Raw genomic sequence first — 24,116 nt, 5'->3', positions numbered from 1 at the left:
GGATGTGATCGGTTGAGTGATCGTCTCCGTGACTTACATTGAGGAATTTTCTTTTGAAACTACAAGTTTATTGAATTGTCCCGCTCGTGTTGTTACCCAAACCCCAAGTAATATTACCAGGGTTCCGATTACCTTCGAAACCGTTATGGTTTCGTCGTAAAACATAGCTCCGAGAAGGAGGGCTACAACTGGAGTAATAAAGGAGTAAACAGAAACACGTACCGCTCCCCATTCTTTTAACAGATAAATGTAAATGGTAAAGCCTACAATGGATCCGATTAGCACCAAATACAGCCAGCTCATCAAGGAAGATCCTGCAAAAAACAGGGATCCGGACATTAGCTCTGACCACTCAAAGAAGGGGGATACCGCCATCAATAACAGTCCGCCAAATAAATTTTCAAAACCGGATACAAGAATCGTGGAGTATTTGTTGAGCGTATCTTTACTCATTACAGAGCCCCAACAGTAGGCTAAGGTACCAACCGTAATGGCTAACATACCAAAAAACTCAAGTACGGTATCCGGCGATTTTATAACTGGAAGGAAAATAATCAGAATCCCTGCGATTCCCAATAGTATCCCAATTCCTCTTGTTAAGTTAAATCGATCATATCCATACATCGAACTAAAGATGTACATAAATATTGGAATAAGCCCTTGGACTAAAACAGCCGTCAATCCGGAGGAAACCCATTGTTCTCCCCAGAATATGAGTCCAAAAGTGACGGCAATCACTAAGAATCCAAGTTTTAAAATCGGCAGCCAATCTTTCTTGTCGATCTTGAATGGACCCTCTTTCCATCGATACCATATAACAAGCAGAAGGCCTGCCATAAAGAAACGAGTACCTGCTAACCACAGAGGCGGAACCTCATTCACCCCAATTTTGATGGCGAGCCATGTTGACCCCCAAACAAGGCATAAGACTACAAACAACAATTTTTTCTGCATCTGCTTATGTCCTCCTGCCTAAGGTTTTTGGGCTAATAAAACAGCCGTGTTTCCGAATGCGTCAGTGTTCTCGCTTAGCGAATCAACAACTTTGAATCCTGAAGCCGCAAGTTCTCTTTTTAATTCCTCTTCAGATGATTCCTTGAAGGGTACCAAAGGAAGGGGAATCATTTTTGTTCCACCTTTTACACGAATTCTTCGGTTAATAATCCGACCGGGTACAGCGGGACCGGCCTCTTCATAATTGGGAACGGAAAAAAAGCCTTTGAGCCATTCGCCTCGACAATGGGCAACAAGGAAATATCCGCCAGGTTTAAGAATTTGGAAAACCCGCTCCAAGTGTTGTTTACGATGGACTGGATCAGGCATCATATGTAAACAGCCCATATTGATGGCAGCATCAAAAGATTCATTCTTTATATTTCTCAAATAGACTACATCACGTTCAATAAACTTGCAGTTTAGATTTAGTTGACGAGCCCTCATTCTTGCCTTCTCCAGTGCCGCCCGGGAAACATCCACACCGTATACATCGTAACCTTGGCTGACCAGATAAACACTATCCCTTCCTTCTCCACAACCCAGATCTATAACCCTTTTGCCTTCAACCAGATATCTTTCAACAAATTGGATCAGGGGTTCATTCGGTTGATCCGTTTCCCATAAATCCGCTCCCTCGGCGTAAACCTTTTGGTATCTTTCGTCATAGCCGTAGTAGTAATCGGGAAGTTTACTGTTGTCTTCGAAGATTTTAAAAGAGTGATTAAAGATGCGAGTATCATCGTAGTCAACATTGGACAATGATACTGTAAGAACGATTGCTTTGGCATCATAAGCAGCCACTTTATGGATAACCCCGGGATTCACGATGATGACCTCTCCAACACTAGCAATTTCCTTTTTGGTATTTGTTAGAGTAAAGGCATCACAAACATATTCTGAATACTGAATTTTCCCTTGTAAAATATAAAGTACCTTCTTTGTTCCGGTCTGAACACATGGAAAACCTTGAGTACCGGATTTTGCATGGATCACGGAACACTTTCTTCGTTTAGTTTCTATCAAGATTATTTCATCAACATCATCTGCCAGATCCTCTTGAATATCCGTTAAGTAAAAATGATTCTCACATAATTCGTTTTCAATCTGCTCATCGGTTACATTGTGATTCGCGATCAAATCAATGAATTGGTGAAAGTTCATTTGTTTCTCCCCTCTATTGTGTATTCACAACAGTTTGATTTGCCTGATCTAATTTAAGCAGTTGCAGCATTTGACGTTGTTCAGTCGGCCACCAAGCTCCACAATCATCACTCACAACGCATCCAACGCAACGCTCCAGATCGTAAACCTTCATTCCCGTAATAGGCGGTGAATAGACATGGAATGTTACCAAACCTTCTTCACCGAAATTGACCATTTGATGAATAAATCCTTTCGGAGCAAAAAATGGTCTCCCCGTGTTCTCTACTTTGCTTAGATAGGGAACTGGTACATCTCGTTGATTCAATGTGTACATGGTATGGGTTGATTCCCCATTTACCACTGCCACCCATCCAAACGAATTTCCGTGGTCGTGAGGTGAACACTCGAAGTTATAGGCCCAATTCATCACGAGAATTTCTACATGATCAGTCTTCAATAACAGTTTTCGTCCGTAGGGAAAAAATCCAGGATTCTCTAGAAAAGGAATTAAATCTTCTGGTGTGATCCGCAGCTTGTCGAGAGCCTCCCTTAGTTCTTGCGGACTCGGTTCAATCAGATTACCAAAACACTTTTCTATCCTTTTTAAAAAATCCACCAAATCACTCCCTGATCATTTGTTAATTGGTTGTATAAACCATGGATATATTTACTATAATGCCATAAAATTTGTAAATTGTGAATAGTCTTTTTGTGGGGAATATCGTGTTTATAGGAAATTTTCTATTTTTAAACAAAACTTTACATAATTAGGGGGTGAAAAGGTCACCGATTTGGTTTATATTGAGACAATTCCCTCTTTTTTCTGAGGTGTTGGAGATGCTGCAAGTCACGTGCTGCGGAATTCGAGTGAAGTGGGGGAAAGCAGATAAAAAAGATGTATAAGGAATCCTGTTAAATAGCAATCAAGGAGGCCGATATACATTCAGTTGGTAGGATTATGGGATAGTACACAAGGATTTGACTTCTTGGGGATGCATCACCGCAAAACCAGAGCGGAGACCTCTAAAGGACAGATACTTCACCACCCAGCAATGGTTGACTCGTAAAGCGGGGCAACACATACGGGATGTGGTGAAAGGGAGATTAGCACCACCATCTGCAAGGGGAGTGTCCATGAAACAACATGTTGAGTGGCTGATCCCTAAAATCCAAGGGTGGAAGAATTATTGCTCCACACCCTATAGTTCTCAAAAGATGGAAAAGCTGGACTGGTACATCTCACAGAGACTCTGCAAGTGGTACGCCAAGAAGCGACAAAGAAAAAGGTGAAGAGGTTCATGGCAGGAAGTAAGGGTCATGAGCGACCTAAGTGAACTGAAAACGCTATTGTAAACTGAACGCCCATGAATGACGGACATTGGAAAGCCGTATGAGGGAAAACCTCACGTACGGTTTGATGAGGAGGGGCTGGAAGACCAGCCCTTTACTCTAGTGTGGAGATTCCTTATTTGATATAGGGAATCAGATGATGCGCGATGACCGCATGTCCTTTGTCGTTCGGGTGGATCGGGTAGGGACCGAAGGGGAAATTCACTTTGGCATCTTCGATCCGTCCGTGTCGGTAGCCGGCTATAAGATCCGACTCATGTCCTGCAAACCATGTGTCAGCCGGGGCTAACATGGTTTGATACCGGTTGGCGACGTTGGAAGTGATCGTATTTAATCTCGCGATGGTTTCACATGCGAGGGGAGTGTTCGGAAAAGGGGTATACTGTGTGCACAAGACGATTTTCGCTCGGCTCCGTTTTCGGATAAAGGCAAGTAGGATTTCAAGATGGCGCTGATAGTTGGCAAGCCTTTCCGTCAGAACGAGAGGCAACCGGCTTTGCGGGGTGATCAAACCTGCACGGACAAGGTCATTGCCACCGATCCAAATGCTAATCGTGGTCGATTGCTGGAGGGATGCAGGCGAGTTCCATAGCACCGCTTGCACCAGGGAACCGCTGGTCCAACCCGAACGGGCGAAGATCAGATGATGTACCTGATTCGATTGGCGTTGCAGCATGAAAGTGACTAAGCGGACATAGGTTCTGTTTGGGGAGGACGCGCTTTTTCCTACCGTAATGGAATCCCCCAGGGCTGTATAAAAGATCATTGGCAACTCACCTCACTGCCTGCCGTATGCTGTGTCAAGTCTTCTCCACACAATTATTTAATTCAAAAACGCCATGCACTGTAACCGACACAAGCCCCGGTGTTTCGTGGGTTTCCGGTTGTTATCCATCGTAATTGACAAAAAACACAAGAGAATCTAGAATTAAAGTGGTATAGACCTCTATATGTTAGGTGGAGTACGATGTTAAATAAGAAGATACCCATACCGTTGTACTATCAACTGAAACAAAAGATAATCCAATCAATTGAAAATGGTGAGCTGCCGGTCGGTTCGTTGGTTCCGTCTGAGAGAGAATTAAGTGATCTTTACGGGATTAGCAGAATGACTGTCCGACAGGCGTTGGGGGAATTGGTGAAGGAAGGATTGCTGATCAGGGAGCAAGGAAAGGGCACTTTCGTTGCGGAACCGAAGATCAACCAGGGTTTGCTGAAACTGACAAGCTTTAGTGAAGACATGAAAAGCAGAGGAATGAAACCGGATTCCCGTGTAGAGGGTGTCTATGTGCAGGGAGCGTCCGCAGCTGCAGCGGAGGCGCTTGGGTTGACCTCGGATCGGCGAGTAGTTGTTTTTGAACGAGTGCGGTTGGCGGATCAGAAGCCAATGGCGTACGAAGTCACACATCTTCCGTTATCCCGCTTTCCGGATCTGGAAAAAGAAATTATGCACTCCGGTTCCTTGTACGGTTTGCTCGAGGAGAAGTATCAAATCGCGATCAAATTTGCCTGGCAAACAATTGAGGTAGGTCTTTCCACTCCGGCCGAATCAAGAAGTTTAGGCATTCCAAACAGATCACCGGTGATTTTGATTGAGCGGGTAACCTTCGATTCAAATGATCAACCGTTTGAATTCGTTAAATCAGTTTATCGCGGTGATCGTTATAAACTTCATGTCGAGCTTCACAGGTAGGCGGAATATTCGCGATGGGGAAGGAGAGCAACCACATTGAAAATCTTAATCGAGAAAGATTACGAGACCATGAGTTTACGAGCGGCAGAAATCACTGCTGCCGAAATCAAAAAAAGGCGCCGTCTGGTGCTTGGTCTTGCAACCGGCAGCACTCCTCTTGGAATGTATCGGAAATGGATCGAATTGGTGAAGTCCGGGCAATTGTCGTTTGCGGAAGTCACTACGTTTAATCTGGATGAATACTTGGGATTACCGGCGGATCACCCCCAAAGTTATCACTCCTTCATGCAAGAGCAGTTGTTTCGTCATATTGACGTGAAACCTGACCACACTCATATTCCCAACGGGGTTACGCCGGATGCCGTCAAACAATGCAAGGAGTATGAGCGTTTGATTCATCAAGCGGGAGGGATCGACATCCAGATCCTTGGAATTGGGCAGAACGGCCATATCGGCTTTAACGAACCGGGTGAAGATTTTGGGGCATTAACCCATGTGGTCCGGCTGCAGGAAAGCACCCGCAAGGCGAATGCCCGGTTTTTCTCCCGGCTGGAGGATGTTCCGACCCACGCGATTACGATGGGCTTAAAAAGTATCATGAACGCCAGACAAGTTTTGCTTTTGGCAGCAGGATCGGATAAAAGCGATGCCGTATACAAGGCGATGTACGGAGAAGTTACGGAACAACTTCCGGCGTCCGTTCTCCAACTTCATCCTAACTGTATATTCATACTTGACGAAGCTGCCGTTTCGAATCTCCCGATTGACTTGACCAGCGGCAGATGGGAGATGGCAAAATGAGCCGATTCATCGTACAGGGAAAAGCGATCATTGATCGGCAAGTTGTACCCGATCAGATTGTGATCTGTGAAGACGAAAAAATTACATTTGTGGGACCTAAGCAGGATGAAGTCCCGGACATCGTGATCGATAACGGATACATTGCCCCAGGCTATGTGGACATTCATATTCACGGCTCGAACGGATATGATGTAATGGATGGAACCAAGAAATCTCTGGAAGAAATCTCTAAATCACTTGTAAAGTACGGGATTACAAGTTTTCTTGCCACAACGCTGACGGCTGAGATTGACGACTTGGCAAAGGTTCTGAGGATTTGCAAAGAAGCTGCGGAGGAAACTGGCTTTGGAGCTGAAATTCTTGGGATTCATCTGGAAGGACCCTGGATCAATAAAGCCCATAAAGGAGCTCAAAATGAGAAGCATGTAGTGCCCCCCGCCCTGGAAGATGCGAAGCTTCTGCTTGAAGCGGCGGGAGGCCGGTTAAAAGTAGTCACCTTAGCACCGGAACAACCGGATGCGAAGCAAGTAATCAAATACTTGAGTGCAAATGGCGTAAAAGTTTCCGTAGGACACTCGAATGCTGCTTATGAAACTGTGAAAGAAGCGATAGGTCACGGTCTTTCTCATGTAACCCATTGCTGCAATGCTATGCGCGGACTCCATCACCGGGAACCGGGAGTGGTCGGAGCAGCGATGTATCACGATGAATTGACAATTGAACTGATTGCGGACGGGGTACATGTCCACCCGGTTGTCATGAGCATTCTGCATCGGATCAAAACAACCGAGCGAATGGTTCTTGTCAGCGACGGAATGAGGGCAGTCGGGATGGAGGACGGGGAATACGATCTTGGGGGACTGCGCGTGTATCTAAAAAATGGGGAGGCGCGGTTGGGAGACGGTACGCTGGCAGGCAGTACTCTCACTTTGGACCAGGCTGTTCGGAACATGGTATCGCTCTGTGGGGTTCCCCTCGCTCACGCCGTCGCTATGGCGTCGGAGATTCCGGCTAACGCAATTGGATGCGGACATCGGAAAGGCCGGCTAGCGGTCGGCTGCGATGCGGATTTTATACTGCTTGATGAAGAACTGAATGTTGTGAAGACGTTTGTTGGCGGGAAATTACTTGACATAAATTATTAAATACGTATAAATTAGAAGTAAGTTCAAGCATGTAACCTTAGGTGGGCATCAGCTTGAGAAGTCTAACTTCTTAAGCTGTGCCTGCCTTTTTGTGTTCCAGGGGGGATCCAAAACCATGGGAAAGCGATAGCCGCATCCAAGGGTTATTCCATCGGAAAAGCCCGATGGATTCGGGATGAGATGAACTACAGTGTCATCGGGATTGAGAATGTTGATCTCGAATGGCAGCGGTTTCAAAAAGCCATTGAAAGTGCCAAGGAGGAGTTGTCCCTCTTAAAGCAAAAGATGGAAACCAAATTAACCGATTCTGAATTGCAAATTTTCAATGCTCACCTTTTTCTTTTGGAAGACTGCGCCATTTTGGATGAAGTCAAGGAAAAGCTTTTGGAGGAAAAGGTGAATGCAGAAGCGATTATTGATTCGGTAATGGACAACTATTCTGCAGTTCTTGATGCTATGGATGATGAGTATATGAAGCAGAGGGCGTCCGATTTACAGGATGTGAAGAAGCTTATACTCAAAAAGCTGTTGAGAACCGGATCCGTACATCACGAAATACCTGATGAACCTGTTATTCTGATAGCTGAAGATTTGACTCCTTCTCAGACCGTATCGATTTCCACAGATGTCGTGACAGGGTTTTTGACCATGATCGGCGGCCAGAGCAGCCACAGCGCCGTTCTTGCACGGTCTCTGCAAATTCCTGCTGCTGTGGGGGGCGGATCCAAGCTATTGGAGATTCAGGATGGGGACGAAGTGATGCTGGACGGCGCAACCGGGGAATTCTGGGTGAATCCGAACGATACCGAACGCTCACTATTTATGGAAAAAAAGAGAAAATACCAGCTTGAATTGCAAGAACTGGAGGCTTTCAGAGAGAAGCCGGCGATCACGAAAGACGGTACAAGAGTGGAATTGGCTTGCAATATTGGCCATCCCAAACACGTCGATCCAGTGCTTGCGGCGGGAATTGACGGGATCGGGTTGTTCCGCACGGAATTCCTGTTCATGGACCGGGACGATTTCCCCACTGAAGAAGAGCAGTTTTTGGCCTATAAAGAAGTGCTGGAAAAAATGCAAGGAAAACCGGTTATCATAAGAACACTCGACATTGGCGGAGACAAGTCCCTTCCGTATTTTCCGATTGAAGAAATGAATCCGTTTCTCGGGTACAGGGCGATCCGGATCTGTCTGGACATTCCCGAACTTTTTAAAACACAATTGAGAGCGTTGTACCGGGCGAGTCTTTTTGGAAAATTAAAAATTATGCTTCCCATGATCTCTACTGTCGAGGAAGTCCTTCAGACGAGAGCCATGACGGATGAGGTAAGGGAAGAGGTCAACGCGGGTCCCGTGCCTGTTGGAATAATGGTCGAAACTCCTTCCGCCGCCATTATGATCGATCATCTCGCGGATTATGTGGATTTCTTCAGTATTGGCAGTAATGATTTGACACAATATACAATGGCGGCAGACCGTATGAACGAAAAGGTGTCGTACCTGTCCGATCCGCTGCATCCTTCCGTTCTCCGAATCATTCATACGATTATTCAAGCTGCACATGAAAAAGGGAAGTGGGTTGGAATGTGCGGAGAAATGGCTGGGGATGAACGGGCGATTCCGATTCTTTACGCTATGGGGTTGGACGAATTTTCAATGAGTGCAGGGCAAGTGCTGCCTGCAAAAAAGCAGCTTTCGAATTTAACAAAACAAGACAGCTTGCTTTTATTGGATGAGGTTCTGAAAGCGAGAACCTGGGAAGAAGTTTTGCAAAAAATCGAGTATGCCTTAAAAAATCGATAAACTTAAATCATATTGTCGAACGAATGAGCGTGTTACCGAAAGGGCATTAGCTCGAGAATCCGGCGCTTCTTGAGTTAATGCTTTTTTTATAAAAAAAGGGGGACAAAAAGATGAATGTGTTAGCGTTTTTGCAAAAGATTGGTCGTTCGTTGTTGATTCCAATTGCCATCATGCCTGCTGCAGCGATTTTGTTGCGGATTGGTGCCCTGAAATTCGAGAATCCATTCATGATTCAGGTAGCGAAGGTATTCCTGGCCGGTGGAGGTGCGATCTTTGACAATATACCGATTCTGTTTGCGGCAGGTGTCGCGATTGGATTGGCTGAAGGTGCAGGTGTGGCTGGACTGGCCGCCGTCATCGGATATCTGGTTCTCACAAATGTCTTGAAAACTTTTGATGTTATGGGGCCGGATGGAAAGCCTGTGGTACACCTCGATATGGGGGTGCTAGGCGGTATTCTGACTGGTGTTATTGCTTCCGTACTGTTCAAACGATTCAAGGACATCCAGCTGCCTAAGGCGTTGGGATTTTTCGGAGGCAGACGCTTTGTTCCCATTGTTACCTCGTTAACCATGGTTGTAAGCGGTGTCATTCTGGGATTCATTTGGCTGCCTGTCCAAAATGCAATCCAGGCGCTTGGCATGTGGACAGTGTCAGCCGGTGGCCTAGGTATGTTTATATACGGGTTCTTGAACCGCTTGCTGATTCCGACAGGTCTGCATCATATCATCAACAGTATCGCTTGGTTCCAAATTGGTGATTTTACGGATGCAGCCGGAAAAATTGTTCATGGCGATCTCTCCCGTTTCTTTGCCGGGGACAAGACGGCAGGAATGTTTATGACCGGTTTCTACCCGGTGATGATGTTCGGGCTGCCGGCAGCCTGCTTGGCAATGATAAAAATGGCAAAACCCGGGAAAAAGCAAGTAGCAGCTTCTGTGTTGATCAGTTCTGCTTTAACCAGTTTCCTTACCGGAATTACTGAACCTATCGAATTTGCGTTCATGTTTGTGGCACCGGTACTGTTTGTGATTCATGCGCTCCTGACCGGTCTTTCCATGGCACTCACGTATGCGATGGGCATTAAACTGGGTTTCGGTTTTTCAGCCGGATTGATCGACTACTTGTTGAACTGGAATCTGTCCACCAAACCTCTTTTGATGATTCCTATCGGACTGGCCTACTTTGTCGTGTATTATGTGGGATTTGTGGCAGTCATTCGTAGGTTGAATCTTAAAACTCCGGGACGCGAAGACGAACAAGATGACGAAAAACAGGTTGAGAAATTGAAAGAATCGAGCCTGCGTCAAAGAGCTGAACAAATCCTGCCCTTAATCGGCGGAGCATCGAATATTACCAATCTGGATGCTTGCATCACCCGTCTGCGGTTGGTGTTGAAAGATGAAAGCGCCGTGAACGAACCGGAACTGAAAAAATTGGGAGCCGCAGGTATTATGCGACTTGGGAAAGGGAACGTTCAGATTGTCTTTGGTACCGAGTCGGAGCTTATTAAAGAAGAGATGAAAAAGTTAGTGACAGCATAAGAGGGGAGACTTGTCCCCTCCTATTCTTTGATGACATGGAGTGGTTAGAAGATGTTCTTTAAGAAAAAAATTCAGGTTCTAAATCCGTTCGAGGGAGAAGTCGTATCTTTGGACACTCTCCCGGATCCCGTTTTTGCACAGCGGATGATGGGAGACGGGGTGGCTGTGCTGCCTGTAAACAACCGGTGTATATCGCCGGCAGACGGGACAGTGGTTACGGTTTTTCCAACCCGTCACGCTGTGGTGGTGCGTACGAAGGAAGATATCGAAGTGCTGGTTCACATCGGATTGGATACTGTCTCGTTGAAAGGTGAAGGTTTTGAAAATCATGTGCAGCCGGGTCAAAAAGTAAAAGCCGGGGACCTTTTGATTACGTTTGACCGTGAAGCCATTGCGCAGAAAAAATCACTGCTGAGTCCGGTAATTATAACGAATTTGGATGAGAAAAAAGCCAGGATTGAAACGGCTCGAGGACGCGGATTGTTTGAAGTTGTAATTTAGATCAAAAAGGGGATGATAGGCATGCTGGCAAAAGTTGTTACGATTCGAAATAAAACAGGACTCCACGCCCGACCGGCCACCTTGTTCGCACAAGAGGCAAAAAAGTCCGAGTCCAATGTGTGGATGACCAAAGATGATAAGAAAATCAACCCAAAGAGTCTTGTGAATATTTTAACCTTGGGGATTAAAGGCGGGGATCAGGTCACTATTGAGGTTGAGAACGAGGATCAGGAAACGCTGGACCATCTCGCGAAGTTTCTCGAAAATCTTCAAGACTGATGTAAAATGATCATGTAATCCCTAGTCTTGGAGGGGGCCATATGATAGAGCGCAAGATTGTACATGTACTTTCGCACAACGTGGTTTTGGCAAAGCTTTCATCAGGGAAAAATTCCATTGTTTTCGGAAAAGGAATCGGCTATCAAAAAAAACCCGGAATGATGGTGCTGGAGGCCGACATCACTCAGGAATTCCTGCTTCATACATCGGAAGCGATCGAACATTATGAACAGCTGCTGCAAGCTGTTGATTTTAAAATTATCGGAGTGACGGAAGAGGTAATTGCTTTTGCACAAGAACAGTTGGAAGGGGATTTTTCCGACACAATCCATGCAGCTTTGGTCGATCATATCAACTTTGCGATTGAAAGACACAAGCGCGGCATCGAATTTACCAATCCGTTCACTTATGAAATTAAACATCTTTATCCGGATGAATACAAAGTTGCTTCGGAGTCTGTCGATTATCTCAATAATCGCTTAAATGTTTCACTTCCGGAAGATGAAGTCGCTTTCTTGGCGATGCATTTTCATGCGGCCAGAAGGTTTGAAAAAAGCTCAGATTCATTAAGTGTGGTTCGTGTCGTGTCGAAGATCATTGATCAAGCAAAAGAAGTAGGGTTAGGTTTCGATGACTCTTTCTCCACCCTTCGATTCATTACCCATCTCAAAGGATTGATTGATCGGGTGAAGAGCGAAAAGACGATTCGGAACCCTTTGATGGAACGAATTCGTGAAGAATATCCGGAGTCTTATAACAAGGCAAGAGTTCTTTCCGGCATTCTGGAAGACTATCTGAATCGATCCATTCCGGAAGATGAAATCGGGTTCCTGACCATGCACATAGAGAGACTTGACCAACGGAACACGGGTGACTAATGCGGGAAGATTTAGATAAACTCTCATCCATTGATATCGTAAAGATTATGAACGAAGAGGACAAAACAGTAGCCTTCATCGTGGAACGGGAATTGGAGAAGATCGCCAAAGCTGTGGACTTAATTGCAGATTCATTGGAAAAAGGGGGGCGACTGTTCTATTTCGGTGCCGGAACCAGTGGCCGAATGGGACTGCTGGATGCATCTGAGTGTCCTCCTACTTTCGGGACGCATCCCCAGTTGGTTCAAGGAGTGATTGCCGGTGGGCCTGCAGCTTTCGTTGAGGCTGTTGAAAATGCAGAAGATCGCCCTGAACTTGGAAGAGAAGATGTACGGAAATGCGGGGTCAAGAAAGGCGACGTCGCAGTAGGTATAGCTGCGAGCGGCAGGACACCTTATGTTCTGGGAGCCTTGGAAGAAGCGCTTTCCAGAGAGGCAAGGACCATTTCACTTTCTTGTACTGCTGATACCCAAATCAGCAGCGAAGTGGATGTTGCAATCAATGTAGCCGTAGGTCCGGAGGTGGTCGCAGGATCGACCCGTTTAAAGGCAGGAACCGCTCAAAAAATGGTCTTAAATATGCTGAGTACGGCTGCCATGATTCGTCTAGGCAAGGTCTATGGGAATTTAATGGTGTCCGTACAGGCAACCAACATGAAATTGGTTGAACGAGTGAAGCGAATTATCATGGAGGCAACCGGGGTCAGTTATGACGAAGCGGAGAAATTGGCAGAAAAAGCCGGTGGGGATGCCAGAGTGGCCATAGTGATGCAGATAACCGGTCTGGATTCGAATAAATCCCTGCAACTCTTGGAACGGCACAAAGGAAGAATCCGAGAGGCAATCGACGAGTTCCAAAAAAAGAGTAAGTGAAACATGAAGGCATGTATCGGTTACCGTCGAATAAAACCATTGTAACTTTTTATACGTGTTATACGTGAGTAATCGATGATGGGGTGGACAGACATGCTTCATGTAAAAAACAGGTTAATGCTTTGGGTCTCATTGGGGGCGCCGTATTGCTTTCAATCATTGCTCATGCATTTGGCCGCATGTTTCATATGTTCGAACACGGGATGTTGGCAAACTGGCGCGAGCAATCCGGTGAATCGGCCCAGCAAATTGCTGAACTTATTAAAGAAGTCCAAACGGATACTCTGCAATCTGTCGGAAAAATGGACAGAGTCAAAACCAATGTCCAGTCAAGGCCTGATGTCGTTGAAGAGGCAAAAGAGTCATTTAACCGGATTCTGACTGTTTCACAACAGGTAGCGGAACGAGTGCAAGAGATCTCGCTTGCCTCCGAACAGCTTCATGCAGGAGCGGGACACGTCATTCAATCGTTCGATTTAATGGCACGAATTGCGAAAGTTTCAGCAGACAGCACCCAAAAAATCGCCTTTGTCTCAGGGGATTAGCTCAGTTCGATAAAGGAAATATCGAACGCCGTCGAAAGCCTGAAAAATTTGGCGCAAGAGTTGGAAGCGGTCATGCAAAAAATCAAGGAATAATTTGCCTAAGGATGGAATAGGAGAAGTTCTCCGGTCCTTTTTTCCGGTTTACCTTTTTTTCAACTTCCTGCGCCACAGCACTGTTGGGGAGAGAGATTCTTCTGTCCTCTCCGCGTAGGCATCTGACAAGGGAACCGAGAGATGCGGCCACTTCCTGAGTCCCACAAGTATGAATCCGAGTACGGCCCCAGTGACTGCAAACACTGCCCATGGCAAAGTGGGAGCGTCCCAACTCCGGGCAAACCCCATCAGTTGTCCACCCCCCATGTTCCCCAATGCTTCCCCCATTCCCCAAACCAAAGAGGCAATTCCGAAATAGGTACCTATAAGTTGAGGTTTTGCAAGTTGGGATACGACGGTATCCACCGTTGGCATAACAAACATTTCCCCGAGGGTGAAGACCGCAATGCTTAGGACCAGGTGGGAAAATTGGGTTGCCCACATCACAGATCCCAGTCCCGCTCCCATTAGGACTGTACCTGATGCAAGAATCAACAGGGGATGCCAACGGACAGAGGTATAGCGCGTGATGGGCGCTTGCAGGAAAATTATCATGATACTGGTGATTGACCAGAGGAGACCGACGCTTTTCGGATTTGGCAGGATCTCCGTGGCCCGCAACGGAATGGAGAATGTAAACTGTGCATATAAGGCCCATACAAACACAGTGACAAGACTGAAGATCAGAAAGGGGCGGTCTTTGAGGATCTCGGCTGCATACCCGCCGGTTGGTTTTTCACACGGCGGTTGTGTACAGTCGGCGGGCAATAGCAATTGGTGCGAAATCCCCAAACCCACATAAATAAGAGAAGCAACAAGAAACAGATCGAGAGTGGTACCGGTCGCAAGCAAAGTACCAAGTAAAGGACCGACCGTGACACCGATATTGGCGGCAATGCCGCGAAAGGAAAAAGCGGTTGTCTTGTTGTGTTCGGCTGCAAAAGTGGAAATCCCCGCTTTCGCCGGCGGAGTATAGATTCCTCCGCCAATTCCTGTAACGATGGAGGCGGTGAAAAGCAGGGGGAGTGTCGATACAAAGCCGTAACTTAAGAGGCCAATCGCCCGAAGAAACAGACCCAGTACCAAAGTTCGCCGCTGACCAAGCCGATCGTTCAGCCATCCGCCGAGGAGACTTCCGGAGAGAAAGAAGATCGATCCGGTCCCCAGTACAAGGCCTGTCTGTCCGACTGTGAGCCCTTTTTCTGTACTTAGAATGATTGCCAATAGAGGCAGAATCAGATAGTAACCCAGATGAGTAAACAGAATTCCACTTAATAATACCCATAAAGAGCGGCCGAACGAAAGGGATGCCACGTTCACGAGATTCACCTCGCCACATAGCATCCCCTTTTTTCGGTGTGTATACTAAGAATTGGTTCACTCCAAGTTCAGAATATGATCGGCAAAGCGTCACGGCTATTTTGCGGGAGTCCCAAGTTTTTTTCCGCCACTATATGCATCGCCAAATCGATACATGCTTCACAGGCTCTTTGGATGTTTATAGTTGACAATGTTGTACCATACAATACAAAAATTTCGAGCTGTGTAAGGTTCTTCACAAAAACTTCATCTTAATTTGTATATAATGGGGACAGCAGCTTTTATCGAAAGAGGGGTTATCATTGTTTGATCCATCCAATCCGAATTTTCTTGTAGCGTTTGCCGCCGGGATTTTATCGTTTCTTTCTCCCTGCTGTTTACCTTTGTATCCTTCTTATATCTCGTATATCACGGGGATTTCGTACGACCGGATGAGTGGGGAACGGGATAAATTCCAGATTCGGCGAACCGCGCTTGTCCATTCGCTGTTCTTTGTGCTCGGATTCTCCATTATTTTTGTCGCGTTGGGATTTGGAGCGGGATTCATCGGACGATTCTTCATTCAGTATCAGGATCTGATTCGCCAAATCGGCGGCATTGTCATTATCGTGATGGGGCTTTTCTTGGCCGGGATTCTCAAATGGGAGTCTTTGCTGAAGGAAAGAAAATGGCATCTGCGCAATAAGCCCGCCGGGTATTTGGGATCGATGCTTGTCGGCATCAGCTTTTCCGCCGGCTGGACTCCGTGTATCGGCCCCATTCTGACAGCTGTGTTGGCCGTTGCGGCAACCGATCCTGCGAATGGGGTATGGCTGATGGCTGCCTATTCCCTCGGATTTGCCATCCCCTTTTTGATTCTGGCTTACAGTCTAGGCTCTGTTCGCTGGCTGTTGAAATATTCCGGAGTGATCGCCCGCATTGGCGGAATTGTAATGGTGATCATGGGAATCTTGTTGTACACCAACGCAATGACGGCGATTACGGCTTATTTGATTCGACTGTTCGGCGGATTTACGGGAATATAGATACCCCAAAAAGTGACGACGGGCCTTCGAAGCCAAATCCGAGTACTTTTTTGGGGCCCTGGAAAAATACTCAAAGTAAAGGCGACCCGGAAACACATTAACTGCATGTTGGAGGTTCGTGATGAAAAACTGGCAAATAGGATTGGGCATTGTGGTGGTCGCCGGACTGGCATTGTCCGCTGTTTTCACCAATATTGGCGGTAAAGAAACGAATCCGGGGCAGGGGAATCCGCCAACCACACAACAGCCGACAGGACAAAAACCTGCTCTTCCGCAACCGGGACATCCGGCACCTGATTTTGCACTGCAGGATATAACAGGCAAAACGGTCAAACTGAGTGACCTGAAAGGTAAGCCGGTATTGATCAACTTCTGGGCGTCATGGTGCGGACCTTGCAGAATGGAAATGCCTGATCTTGTGAAAAAATCAGAAGCCTATAAGGATCAGATCGTCTTTTTGGGCGTGAACTTAACCGACACTGAGACCGATCCGGAAGGACCCCGCAAGTTTCTAAAGGAATTCAATGTGAAATATCCGAATCTGCTGGATCAGGACGGGCAGGTGGCCAGCCTTTATCAAGCGCTTGGAATTCCGACGACGGTGACGATTGGTCCGGACGGAATCGTTGTGGATCGCATACAGGGGGCTATGCCGGAAGTGACGATGGAACGCATTATCCAAAATCTCGTGAAAAAGCGCTGATATCCTATGCTGACTCCTATTCTTACAGTTGGGCATTTAATGATCCCCTCTGAGTGGCTTGCCCTGTTGGTGAGCTTTTTTGCGGCGATCTGGATGATTCGTCGAGATTTGGACCGGGCAGGGAGCAACGGTGGACAAGTTGCTGACGTTTTCTGGTGGGGCCTCTTCCTCGGGTTGATTGTGTATAGATTTGGCGGTGCGATAGTCGATCCAATCTCATTATTTCGTAATCCTTTACAGGTGTTACTATCCGTCCCGGTACCCTTTACGAAGTGGTTGGGTGTTGGGGCAGGTGCCGTTTATTTGTTGTGGAAGCTGCACCGTATGAGTATCAACTCACTCGAATCCTGGAAATCGATCATAAATTGGACAGCACCGGGAATTCTTGTCGGAATCTCTGTCTATCAATGGTTGGTGACCGACATTGGACGCTCTACAAGTCTGCCTTGGGGGATGAAAATAGGTGAGGCTTCCTATCACCCCATCCATTTGTATAAGGGAATCGGATTGCTTTTAACGGCTTTTTGGGTGAGACGGAAAGCGGTTGAACCGCAATTGCGGATCGGATGGGCTTTACTTGGGGTTGGGGTGGCGATGATGGCAGTATCATTTTTCCGTTTTCCGGAAGATGTCTGGTTTGGTTTGACTCTAGAGCAATGGGGTTACCTCGCGATATCAATTTCAGGCTTACTCTACTTGTCAATCGGTCGCTCTGACCGCAACAGGAAGGTTTTGGTTGACAAATAAGCTCTCCTCTTCTCGAATCCTATTACGAGGAGGGGATTAACAGATGCAGCTTACTAGCGATTTTTTGAACAAACAGGACATTAGCCGATTGAAAAAAGAAGAGTTGGAAGATCTGGAATACCATCTCCAGAAAATGCAGGAAACTCTGATGCAAAAAAAGAACCAGATTGAAAAAGATCTGGAAAAATAGCGGATGACCAAATGAAGATTCGTATGGAAATTGAGAAACGTTAAATCTGACTTTGCATATTCTCTACATTCAGACCAATGAGAGGTGATGGTCCGGAAGATGCAAAAGAGCCTCTCTGTACTCAAAAAACAGAGAGGCCTAAATTTACCACTCGGTGGTTAGCGGTGGATGATGCGCTATTTTGCTATGATATCTATGATGGGCTCGTTATTTCCCGAATTAATTTCGGTCACCTGTTTGGAATTGTTTCTGTCCTGCACAAACCCAATGGCGAATGCGGCAATAATTCCCGGAATTGCAAATGCAAGGAAGTTTTGTTGCAATGGCAAATTCATGGTAAGGAGGAACCCACCCATCATCGGACCTATGATTGCACCCAAACGTCCTACTCCCGAGGCCCAACCAATCCCAGTCGAGCGCATTTGGATAGGATAATACTGGGAAACGAAAGCATAGGCTATAATCTGCGTACCTATCATGGATAAGCGTGACAAGAATTCGAGCTCCGCTTGCGCCTATTGGATGGCCAAGGGATACAGCTCCGCCATTGGCGGGCGGGATTTTGGCCTACACCAGCTTGAAGGACATTCCCCATGATCACTTCATCCACTTGATCCGGTTGTAAACCGACTTTTTCCAGTGCACCTTTCAATACGGTTGCACCCAGATCGGGTACGGGCACATCAGCCAGGGAACCATTGAAATTGCCGATCGCCGTGCGGACTGCACTAACGATGACTGCATCTCTTTTACTCACATTCCTCATCTCCCTTTCAATAATCTTAGAACAGAATTGGGCTGCAATCATATTGTATAATAAATACGATAGTAAAATAAACGTAATAAAAATCTGTTGTAGGTAAGAAAAAGAGCATCGAGCCAATAGAATGGCTTGTGATGCTCTTTCTTCTGTAGGGAGACATTGATGCACATTTAATCTGTGGGAAGACTATAGTTCTGTTTTGCGAATATCCGATAGTCATAGTCGAGATAATTCTGCTTTAATTCCTGATATACCTTCGAACTCTCTTGAATCCACCAAAGGGAGGCACCCTCAATATCCTTTTTCTTCTGAGCGGGGATACCTGCAACCAATATCCGAGAGGAAACCTTGGTGTTGGCAGATACCACACTACCTGCGGCGACGATCGATTCTTCGCCGATTTCAGCATTGTCCAATACCACGGCATTCATACCGATCAAAGCCCCACGGCCTATACGGCAATTGTGTAGAACCGCACCATGACCGATTGTGACATCCTCCCCGATATAGGTGCCACCGTCTGTCATATGAATTACACAATTATCCTGAACACTGCTGCGAGCCCCTACGACAATCGGACCTAAATCACCGCGCAGTACAGCCCCGAACCAGATGCTGGCTCCTTCTTCCACAATGACATCCCCAATTATAGTGGCGTTAGGCGCTATAAAGGCTGTTTTGGAAATTTGCGGTGTTTTCCCCTTGAATTCTATTATCATCAACCTTCTCTCCCTTCATTCGGATAAATAGTAGAGCTTGACATCCGGGATCACTTCCATCTTTAGATAGGACGTTTTATAAGCTCGCCCGATACAATTATTATACATAAAAGACGATAGATACAATAATATAATTGCGTATTTTTGACGACCGTATAAAAAACTTGAATTTCTAAATTGGTGGATATATAATAATTTTAACAATATTGATATAACTTGAATCATTACCATTGTAGGAGGGGTATAAAGTTCGTCTTTAGCGAAAAACTCACTTAACAGATTACTTACTACTAGGAGGGCTTTCATTGAAAAAGGTACGTGGAGCAAGCAGATTATTTTTGATCACGGCGCTGGTTAGTTCATTGTTAGCTGGATGTTCAACCAATTCCGGAAATGAAAGCGCTGCCAATGGTCGAGCAAATGGGACTGATTCCAACAAAACACCTGCATCTATTAAAATCGGATTTCTAGTGCCTAAAACAGGTAAGGGAAAAGATTATGGTGAGAAAGAAGAGATTGCGACTAAAATTGCTGTGCAGGAAATAAACGATGCAGGCGGAATCAACGGCAGCAAAATCGAATTGATTACAACTGATAGTGCGGGGGATAACAACCAGGCGGTTAGCTTAACGCGGAAGATGGAGAAAGATGGTGTGGTTGCCATTTCGGGACCCCATTTTAGTGGGGAATCTGAAGTTGCTTTTCCGATCGCCAATCAGTTAAAGGTGCCGATCATTTCGTATGCCTCCGCAAAACCGGGACTTTCTGAGAAAAATCGCCCTTGGGCATTCAGAAACTCGATGACTGATGACAAGCTTTTGGATGTAGCTGTACCTGCATTTGCAAAGCATTACAATGTATCTAAATTTGCTGTGATTTATGATGAACAAGATGCTGTATCAAAGGCTGCCGGTTCTCAAGTATTTCCGATGATCCTGCAAAAACACGGGTATACCTTATTGAACAAGGAGCAAGCGCTTACTTTCAAAACGGGAACAACTGATTTTAGCGCAATCGTTACAAAATTGAAAGGGATGAATCCGGAAGCTGTTGCTGTGAGTGTGCTTTATCAAGAAGGAGCCGGACTCGTCAAAGAAATGAGAAGACAGGGAGTAAATGTTCCGGTCATTGGTACAGTAGGCGTCTATGCCGCCGCATTTCCTTCACTGGTAGGGGAAGCTGGAAAGGATATTGTAGTGGGGACATATTGGTACCCCGAAATTGACCGTAAGCAAGCAAAAGATTTTCTTGCCAAGTTTCAACCTGAAGCAGCAAAAATTACTCCGGATTCGACATTGCCTGACCCTTATGCCGTAAATTCTTATGACAATATCAAAATCATTGCAAAAAGCATAAAGGATGCTGGGTTGAATGGGAATAGCAAGCTTGAAGATTTACGTGAAGCCGTACGAAAAGGTTGGGACAACTTGAAAGAATACGAAGGTACCCAAGGGAAATTGACTATCGATGATAAAGGGGATGGAATTAAGGAGGTACATGTTGTCACCATCAAAAATGGAAAATACCAATTGCTAACTAAATAAAGAATATCTGCGCAGGTTTTCAAAAAAGACCTGCGCATAAAATTTACATCAAAAAATGAGGTGAACGGTATGGAATTAACTCAACAGATGATTAACGGTTTGCTTCAGGGAAGTTTATATTCTCTTCTTGCCATTGGATTTACCCTCATTTTTGGAGTGCTTAGCACGTTGAATCTTGCTCATGGAGAAGTGTTTATGGCTTCTGGTTTTATCGCACTTATTTTAATGACGAAGTTCCATATCCCTTTGTATGTAAGTTTTCCTCTTTCCATTGTCCTCGCGGGTACTTTAGGTTTGCTCGTTGAAGCGGTTTCTTTCCGGCCGATGAAAAGGGAATTTCACTTTGCCCCGTTGGTGAGCACCATTGCATTTGGAATCGTTATTTCCGAATCTGTTATCAATTTAATTGGTTCCGATGCCAAGCCGTTTAACGCTCAGTTCAATTTACCCAATATTGAGTTAGGGAATCTGCTTATCAGCAGCCCTCAACTCATTCTTCTCTCGACCTCGATTTTATCCATGGTTCTATTAAGTTCTATTATGCAACATACTTCCATCGGACGTTCGATGAGGGCTTTGGCTGAAAATGAGGTTGCTGCAAAATTGCTGGGTGTTAACATTCGGGCTGTCATCGTCTTTACATTTTTACTGGCCTCCAGCCTTGCTGGAATAGCCGGTCTCCTGTATGCCATTCGTTTTGAAGCAGTGAGTCCGTTCATCGGTGCAACGGTTGGCATCAAAGGGTTGGCCGTAATGATCATTGGGGGATTAGGGAATGTATACGGAGCCATGATCGGCGGATTGCTGATGGGGATATTGGAGGTATTGGTGATTGCTTTGCCGTTTGGAATGGCAGAGTATGTAGATGCTGTTGTTTGGGGAGCCCTTGTGGTGATCTTGTTGTTCCGTCCTTCCGGATTAATGGGCTCAAGAGTACAAACGGAAAGGGTGTAATGAATGGATCAATCCGTTTTTATTTTCGCAGGGATCAATATCATATTAGCGTTAAGTTTGTATATTACGATATCCACGGGACAGCTTTCTTTGGGGCATGCAGCATTCATGGGAGTGGGTGCTTATGTCTCGTCTGTGTTGACGGTTAAATTTGGTTACCCTCTGGTTGCTGCCATGCTGTTCGGGGCAGTTGCGGCTGGATTGCTTGGTTTTTTAATCGGTTTCCCGGCACTCCGGATTAAAGGAATTTATCTGGCGATTTGTACATTAGGATTTGGGGAAATTATTCAAGTTGTGATGCGGAATACGGAATATATCGGTGGGGCAGCTGGATACAGCGGGATGAGCGGAACCACATTGGGCCATGTTCTTGTCACTGCGATTCTTGTATTGTTATTCGTCTTATACATGGGTGGAACACGACTGGGTTGGGCTTTTAAGGCTGTTGAACAAGATGAGGTCGCGGCGCAGTCGATGGGGTTGAATGTGACATTTTTCAAGATTTGTGCGTTCACCATCAGTGCAAGTATCGCTGGTATTGCTGGCGGCCTTTATGCCCACTTTATGTTTTTTATAGATCCTCATGGATTTGGATTTCATAATTCCTTGCTCATTCTGTTTTTTGTCTTGTTCGGTGGAACCCAAACACCGTGGGGTGCTGTCGTGGGAGCTTTGATTTTAACTCTCATTCCTGAATTGTTCAGAGGACTGGAAGAATGGAGGATGTGGCTTTATGGTTTGATTATTGTGATCATGATGGCCATTCGTCCCCAAGGTGTAATTACGGAACAAACAGTGAAAAAATTGAAACGGATTTTAATCAAAACAGCATGGCCAAAAGGTTCGATAAAGTTGGACAAGACACGGGGAATGGAGGATGCGGTGAATGTTGACAATCAATCATCTGTCTAAACAGTTCGGTGGTCTGCAGGTGATTCATTCTTTTAGCATGCATGTGAAACCTGGACAAATTCACAGTATCATTGGTCCAAATGGGGCTGGTAAAACGACTTTGTTTAATTTAATTACCGGTCTTTACAGGGCGGATCAAGGAGAAATTATTTTTCAGGACCAAAAACTCAATCATTTGAAGCCGTATGAAATTGCTCGGTTGGGGATCAGCCGTACTTTTCAAAACATCAGGCTTTTCCAACATATGACCGTAGCGGAAAACATAAAGATGGGTCAAAGCACGCAGGTGGATACCGGACTGCGCAGCCTTATTCCGTTTTATAATGCCAAAAAACAAAAACAGCTGGATGAGGAAACCGAGCAGTTATTATCTCTATTGGAGCTTGAAGAAAAAAGAGATTGGAATGCAGGCCGATTGTCATACGGAGACCAGAGAAGACTCGAAATAGCTCGCGCTCTGGCTACCGGTGCAAAGCTGATTTTGCTTGATGAACCTGCAGCAGGAATGAATCCTGAGGAAAGCAGGAAATTGAATGAGGTGATTCTTAAAATCAACCGGAACGGTGTGGCTGTGCTTCTCATCGAGCATGATATGTCTGTGGTCATGGAAATCTCCGATTATGTGACGGTCCTGAATTTCGGGCAGAAGATTGCTGAGGGGACCCCGAGTGAAGTTCAACAAAATACGGCCGTACTGGAAGCCTATCTTGGCCAAGAGGAGGAAGCTGTATGAGCAAGCTTCTTGAAATCAGGAATTTATCCGCGGCATACGGGCAAATAGAAGTGATTCATGGCTTGAATTTGGAAGTGAACCAAGGTGAAATTGTGGCCCTGATCGGGTCTAATGGAGCGGGGAAAAGTACGCTGTTACGGACTATCTCGGGCTTAATGAGACCAACTGCAGGAGAGGTTATTTTTCAGGGAAAATGCATTAACGATTTAAAAACAAATGAAATAGTGAAGAGCGGATTGATTCATGTTCCTGAAGGACGGGCTATCCTGAAAAGGATGACGATTGAGGATAATTTGCTTACGGGTGCCGTTTTTCGGTCCAAGAAGGAAATACAGGAAGATCTGGAAGAGGCATTCCGTTTGTTTCCGATTTTGAAAGAGCGGAGAAAACAGCTTGCGGGCACATTATCTGGAGGACAACAACAAATGCTGGCGATTGCAAGGGGATTGATGGCTCGTCCTTCCTTGTTGATGCTTGATGAACCATCGCTTGGTCTCGCTCCTCTAGTCATCAAGGATATTTTCCGGCTGATTCAAGAATTGAAAACAAAGGGGATTACCATACTCATTGTGGAACAGAATGCCCGACAAACCTTACGTATCTCGGATCGAGCTTATGTGCTTGAAACGGGTCATATTGCGTTGTCTGGAAACTCAGGAGAACTATTGAAAAACGATGTAATTTTAAAAGCTTATTTAGGCGAAAATCATCATACTGCATAATAAATGTGAAGATTGAACCGCCAGGAAGATCCTGAATGTGTTCAATCTTTTTTTCTTTATACTTGTGATCGTATTATTTACACTTGACAGAAAACTTATCAGTATTTAGTATTATGTTATAAAGACGATAATTTAAAAAAC

The 24,116-nt window shown here is 45.6% G+C and carries 27 protein-coding genes and 1 pseudogene; 20 read left to right on the top strand and 8 right to left on the bottom strand.

The features are described 5' to 3' along the window. Positions 1–33: 33 nt before the first annotated feature. Genes ACFO8Q_RS10095 through ACFO8Q_RS10085 form a run of 3 tightly spaced genes read right to left on the bottom strand, consistent with a single transcriptional unit; the run spans position 34 to position 2,755 of the window. Positions 34–954 (bottom strand): DMT family transporter, encoded by a 921-nt coding sequence (locus ACFO8Q_RS10095; protein WP_380025647.1) that lies wholly within the window; start codon positions 952–954, stop codon positions 34–36. Between the two features lie 18 nt (positions 955–972). Continuing rightward, a complete protein-coding gene (locus ACFO8Q_RS10090) occupies positions 973–2,157 on the bottom strand; it encodes a class I SAM-dependent methyltransferase (RefSeq protein ID WP_380025646.1) in 1,185 nt (394 codons plus the stop codon). 13 nt (positions 2,158–2,170) lie between these two features. Further along, positions 2,171–2,755 (bottom strand): cysteine dioxygenase, encoded by a 585-nt coding sequence (locus ACFO8Q_RS10085; protein WP_380025645.1) that lies wholly within the window; start codon positions 2,753–2,755, stop codon positions 2,171–2,173. Between the two features lie 518 nt (positions 2,756–3,273). On the opposite strand from ACFO8Q_RS10085, the gene ACFO8Q_RS10080 reads away from it, so the two are divergent. Continuing rightward, a complete protein-coding gene (locus ACFO8Q_RS10080) occupies positions 3,274–3,429 on the top strand; it encodes a group II intron maturase-specific domain-containing protein (protein WP_380025644.1) in 156 nt (51 codons plus the stop codon). A gap of 175 nt (positions 3,430–3,604) precedes the next feature. Here ACFO8Q_RS10080 and ACFO8Q_RS10075 read toward each other — a convergent pair whose 3' ends face one another. After that, positions 3,605–4,255 carry an SGNH/GDSL hydrolase family protein gene (locus ACFO8Q_RS10075; protein WP_380025643.1) on the bottom strand — a complete coding sequence of 217 codons (651 nt, stop codon included), beginning with the start codon at positions 4,253–4,255 and terminating at the stop codon, positions 3,605–3,607. A 201-nt stretch (positions 4,256–4,456) separates the two neighbouring features. On the opposite strand from ACFO8Q_RS10075, the gene ACFO8Q_RS10070 reads away from it, so the two are divergent. From ACFO8Q_RS10070 to ACFO8Q_RS10025, 10 genes are all read left to right on the top strand, one after another. Further along, a complete protein-coding gene (locus tag ACFO8Q_RS10070) occupies positions 4,457–5,182 on the top strand; it encodes a GntR family transcriptional regulator (protein WP_380025642.1) in 726 nt (241 codons plus the stop codon). 36 nt (positions 5,183–5,218) lie between these two features. Further along, positions 5,219–5,983, top strand: coding sequence for a glucosamine-6-phosphate deaminase (gene nagB / locus ACFO8Q_RS10065; RefSeq protein WP_380025641.1), 765 nt, complete (start codon positions 5,219–5,221; stop codon positions 5,981–5,983). Continuing rightward, positions 5,980–7,128 (top strand): N-acetylglucosamine-6-phosphate deacetylase, encoded by a 1,149-nt coding sequence (gene nagA, locus ACFO8Q_RS10060; protein ID WP_380025640.1) that lies wholly within the window; start codon positions 5,980–5,982, stop codon positions 7,126–7,128. Before nagB ends, nagA begins: the two co-directional genes overlap by 4 nt. A 75-nt stretch (positions 7,129–7,203) precedes the next feature. Then, on the top strand, positions 7,204–8,931 hold the full coding sequence (gene ptsP / locus ACFO8Q_RS10055; RefSeq protein ID WP_380025682.1) for a phosphoenolpyruvate--protein phosphotransferase: 1,728 nt from the start codon (positions 7,204–7,206) through the stop codon (positions 8,929–8,931). 116 nt (positions 8,932–9,047) lie between these two features. After that, positions 9,048–10,475, top strand: a complete 1,428-nt coding sequence (gene nagE, locus ACFO8Q_RS10050) for an N-acetylglucosamine-specific PTS transporter subunit IIBC (protein WP_380025681.1) — start codon at positions 9,048–9,050, stop codon at positions 10,473–10,475. 51 nt (positions 10,476–10,526) lie between these two features. After that, positions 10,527–10,976: a PTS sugar transporter subunit IIA gene (locus ACFO8Q_RS10045; protein WP_380025639.1), complete on the top strand. Its 450-nt coding sequence runs from the start codon at positions 10,527–10,529 to the stop codon at positions 10,974–10,976. Between the two features lie 21 nt (positions 10,977–10,997). After that, positions 10,998–11,255 (top strand): HPr family phosphocarrier protein, encoded by a 258-nt coding sequence (locus ACFO8Q_RS10040; protein ID WP_380025638.1) that lies wholly within the window; start codon positions 10,998–11,000, stop codon positions 11,253–11,255. 41 nt (positions 11,256–11,296) lie between these two features. Next, complete coding sequence (locus ACFO8Q_RS10035) at positions 11,297–12,133, top strand: PRD domain-containing protein (RefSeq protein WP_380025637.1); 837 nt, start codon at positions 11,297–11,299, stop codon at positions 12,131–12,133. Continuing rightward, a complete protein-coding gene (gene murQ / locus ACFO8Q_RS10030) occupies positions 12,133–13,005 on the top strand; it encodes an N-acetylmuramic acid 6-phosphate etherase (RefSeq protein WP_380025636.1) in 873 nt (290 codons plus the stop codon). Before ACFO8Q_RS10035 ends, murQ begins: the two co-directional genes overlap by 1 nt. Before the next feature lie 146 nt (positions 13,006–13,151). Next, the gene (locus ACFO8Q_RS10025) at positions 13,152–13,550 is read left to right on the top strand and encodes a methyl-accepting chemotaxis protein (RefSeq protein WP_380025635.1); all 399 of its coding nucleotides are present in this window, start codon (positions 13,152–13,154) and stop codon (positions 13,548–13,550) included. Between the two features lie 141 nt (positions 13,551–13,691). Here ACFO8Q_RS10025 and ACFO8Q_RS10020 read toward each other — a convergent pair whose 3' ends face one another. Beyond that, the gene (locus ACFO8Q_RS10020; RefSeq protein ID WP_380025634.1) at positions 13,692–14,972 is read right to left on the bottom strand and encodes an MDR family MFS transporter; all 1,281 of its coding nucleotides are present in this window, start codon (positions 14,970–14,972) and stop codon (positions 13,692–13,694) included. Between the two features lie 293 nt (positions 14,973–15,265). On the opposite strand from ACFO8Q_RS10020, the gene ACFO8Q_RS10015 reads away from it, so the two are divergent. The 4 genes from ACFO8Q_RS10015 (at position 15,266) to ACFO8Q_RS10000 (ending at position 17,628) form a co-directional block, all read left to right on the top strand. After that, positions 15,266–15,988: a cytochrome c biogenesis CcdA family protein gene (locus ACFO8Q_RS10015; RefSeq protein ID WP_380025633.1), complete on the top strand. Its 723-nt coding sequence runs from the start codon at positions 15,266–15,268 to the stop codon at positions 15,986–15,988. Between the two features lie 121 nt (positions 15,989–16,109). Beyond that, entirely contained in the window at positions 16,110–16,691 is a 582-nt protein-coding gene (locus ACFO8Q_RS10010) for a TlpA family protein disulfide reductase (RefSeq protein ID WP_380025631.1), read from the top strand. Between the two features lie 66 nt (positions 16,692–16,757). Beyond that, complete coding sequence (locus tag ACFO8Q_RS10005) at positions 16,758–17,438, top strand: hypothetical protein (protein ID WP_380025630.1); 681 nt, start codon at positions 16,758–16,760, stop codon at positions 17,436–17,438. 43 nt (positions 17,439–17,481) lie between these two features. Next, positions 17,482–17,628, top strand: coding sequence for a hypothetical protein (locus ACFO8Q_RS10000; protein ID WP_380025629.1), 147 nt, complete (start codon positions 17,482–17,484; stop codon positions 17,626–17,628). 176 nt (positions 17,629–17,804) lie between these two features. Here ACFO8Q_RS10000 and ACFO8Q_RS09995 read toward each other — a convergent pair whose 3' ends face one another. From ACFO8Q_RS09995 to ACFO8Q_RS09985, 3 genes and pseudogenes are all read right to left on the bottom strand, one after another. Next, positions 17,805–18,122 carry an MFS transporter gene (locus ACFO8Q_RS09995; RefSeq protein WP_380025628.1) on the bottom strand — a complete coding sequence of 106 codons (318 nt, stop codon included), beginning with the start codon at positions 18,120–18,122 and terminating at the stop codon, positions 17,805–17,807. 53 nt (positions 18,123–18,175) lie between these two features. After that, a pseudogene (locus tag ACFO8Q_RS09990) lies at positions 18,176–18,394 on the bottom strand (thiolase family protein); the annotation flags it as partial. 167 nt (positions 18,395–18,561) lie between these two features. Continuing rightward, complete coding sequence (locus ACFO8Q_RS09985) at positions 18,562–19,110, bottom strand: gamma carbonic anhydrase family protein (protein ID WP_380025627.1); 549 nt, start codon at positions 19,108–19,110, stop codon at positions 18,562–18,564. Positions 19,111–19,415: 305 nt separating this feature from the next. Between ACFO8Q_RS09985 and ACFO8Q_RS09980 the strand changes: the two genes are divergently transcribed. The 5 genes from ACFO8Q_RS09980 to ACFO8Q_RS09960 all read left to right on the top strand — a co-directional run bounded on the left by ACFO8Q_RS09980 (position 19,416) and on the right by ACFO8Q_RS09960 (position 23,975). Beyond that, positions 19,416–20,654: an ABC transporter substrate-binding protein gene (locus ACFO8Q_RS09980; RefSeq protein WP_380025626.1), complete on the top strand. Its 1,239-nt coding sequence runs from the start codon at positions 19,416–19,418 to the stop codon at positions 20,652–20,654. A gap of 69 nt (positions 20,655–20,723) precedes the next feature. Beyond that, positions 20,724–21,608: a branched-chain amino acid ABC transporter permease gene (locus ACFO8Q_RS09975; RefSeq protein WP_380025625.1), complete on the top strand. Its 885-nt coding sequence runs from the start codon at positions 20,724–20,726 to the stop codon at positions 21,606–21,608. Positions 21,609–21,611: 3 nt separating this feature from the next. Beyond that, positions 21,612–22,520 (top strand): branched-chain amino acid ABC transporter permease, encoded by a 909-nt coding sequence (locus ACFO8Q_RS09970; protein ID WP_380025624.1) that lies wholly within the window; start codon positions 21,612–21,614, stop codon positions 22,518–22,520. Further along, on the top strand, positions 22,495–23,253 hold the full coding sequence (locus tag ACFO8Q_RS09965; RefSeq protein WP_380025623.1) for an ABC transporter ATP-binding protein: 759 nt from the start codon (positions 22,495–22,497) through the stop codon (positions 23,251–23,253). Before ACFO8Q_RS09970 ends, ACFO8Q_RS09965 begins: the two co-directional genes overlap by 26 nt. Continuing rightward, positions 23,250–23,975: an ABC transporter ATP-binding protein gene (locus ACFO8Q_RS09960; RefSeq protein WP_380025622.1), complete on the top strand. Its 726-nt coding sequence runs from the start codon at positions 23,250–23,252 to the stop codon at positions 23,973–23,975. The genes ACFO8Q_RS09965 and ACFO8Q_RS09960 overlap by 4 nt, the downstream gene beginning before the upstream one ends. The last annotated feature ends 141 nt before the right edge of the window (positions 23,976–24,116 follow it).

This window comes from Effusibacillus consociatus, assembly GCF_042652925.1.
Classification (GTDB): Bacteria; Bacillota; Bacilli; order Tumebacillales; family Effusibacillaceae; genus Effusibacillus; species Effusibacillus consociatus.
This window is presented reverse-complemented; position numbering and strand designations above follow the sequence as displayed.

Bases quoted from the DNA above. Each gene is read 5' to 3' on its own strand.
- ACFO8Q_RS10095 (WP_380025647.1), bottom strand. From the start codon at position 954: ATGCAGAAAAAATTGTTGTTTGTAGTCTTATGCCTTGTTTGGGGGTCA.
- ACFO8Q_RS10090 (WP_380025646.1), bottom strand. From the start codon at position 2,157: ATGAACTTTCACCAATTCATTGATTTGATCGCGAATCACAATGTAACC.
- ACFO8Q_RS10080 (WP_380025644.1), top strand. From the start codon at position 3,274: ATGAAACAACATGTTGAGTGGCTGATCCCTAAAATCCAAGGGTGGAAG.
- ACFO8Q_RS10075 (WP_380025643.1), bottom strand. From the start codon at position 4,255: ATGATCTTTTATACAGCCCTGGGGGATTCCATTACGGTAGGAAAAAGC.
- ACFO8Q_RS10070 (WP_380025642.1), top strand. From the start codon at position 4,457: ATGTTAAATAAGAAGATACCCATACCGTTGTACTATCAACTGAAACAA.
- nagA (WP_380025640.1), top strand. From the start codon at position 5,980: ATGAGCCGATTCATCGTACAGGGAAAAGCGATCATTGATCGGCAAGTT.
- ACFO8Q_RS10045 (WP_380025639.1), top strand. From the start codon at position 10,527: ATGTTCTTTAAGAAAAAAATTCAGGTTCTAAATCCGTTCGAGGGAGAA.
- ACFO8Q_RS10040 (WP_380025638.1), top strand. From the start codon at position 10,998: ATGCTGGCAAAAGTTGTTACGATTCGAAATAAAACAGGACTCCACGCC.
- ACFO8Q_RS10035 (WP_380025637.1), top strand. From the start codon at position 11,297: ATGATAGAGCGCAAGATTGTACATGTACTTTCGCACAACGTGGTTTTG.
- murQ (WP_380025636.1), top strand. From the start codon at position 12,133: ATGCGGGAAGATTTAGATAAACTCTCATCCATTGATATCGTAAAGATT.
- ACFO8Q_RS10010 (WP_380025631.1), top strand. From the start codon at position 16,110: ATGAAAAACTGGCAAATAGGATTGGGCATTGTGGTGGTCGCCGGACTG.
- ACFO8Q_RS10000 (WP_380025629.1), top strand. From the start codon at position 17,482: ATGCAGCTTACTAGCGATTTTTTGAACAAACAGGACATTAGCCGATTG.
- ACFO8Q_RS09985 (WP_380025627.1), bottom strand. From the start codon at position 19,110: ATGATAATAGAATTCAAGGGGAAAACACCGCAAATTTCCAAAACAGCC.
- ACFO8Q_RS09975 (WP_380025625.1), top strand. From the start codon at position 20,724: ATGGAATTAACTCAACAGATGATTAACGGTTTGCTTCAGGGAAGTTTA.
- ACFO8Q_RS09970 (WP_380025624.1), top strand. From the start codon at position 21,612: ATGGATCAATCCGTTTTTATTTTCGCAGGGATCAATATCATATTAGCG.
- ACFO8Q_RS09965 (WP_380025623.1), top strand. From the start codon at position 22,495: ATGTTGACAATCAATCATCTGTCTAAACAGTTCGGTGGTCTGCAGGTG.
- ACFO8Q_RS09960 (WP_380025622.1), top strand. From the start codon at position 23,250: ATGAGCAAGCTTCTTGAAATCAGGAATTTATCCGCGGCATACGGGCAA.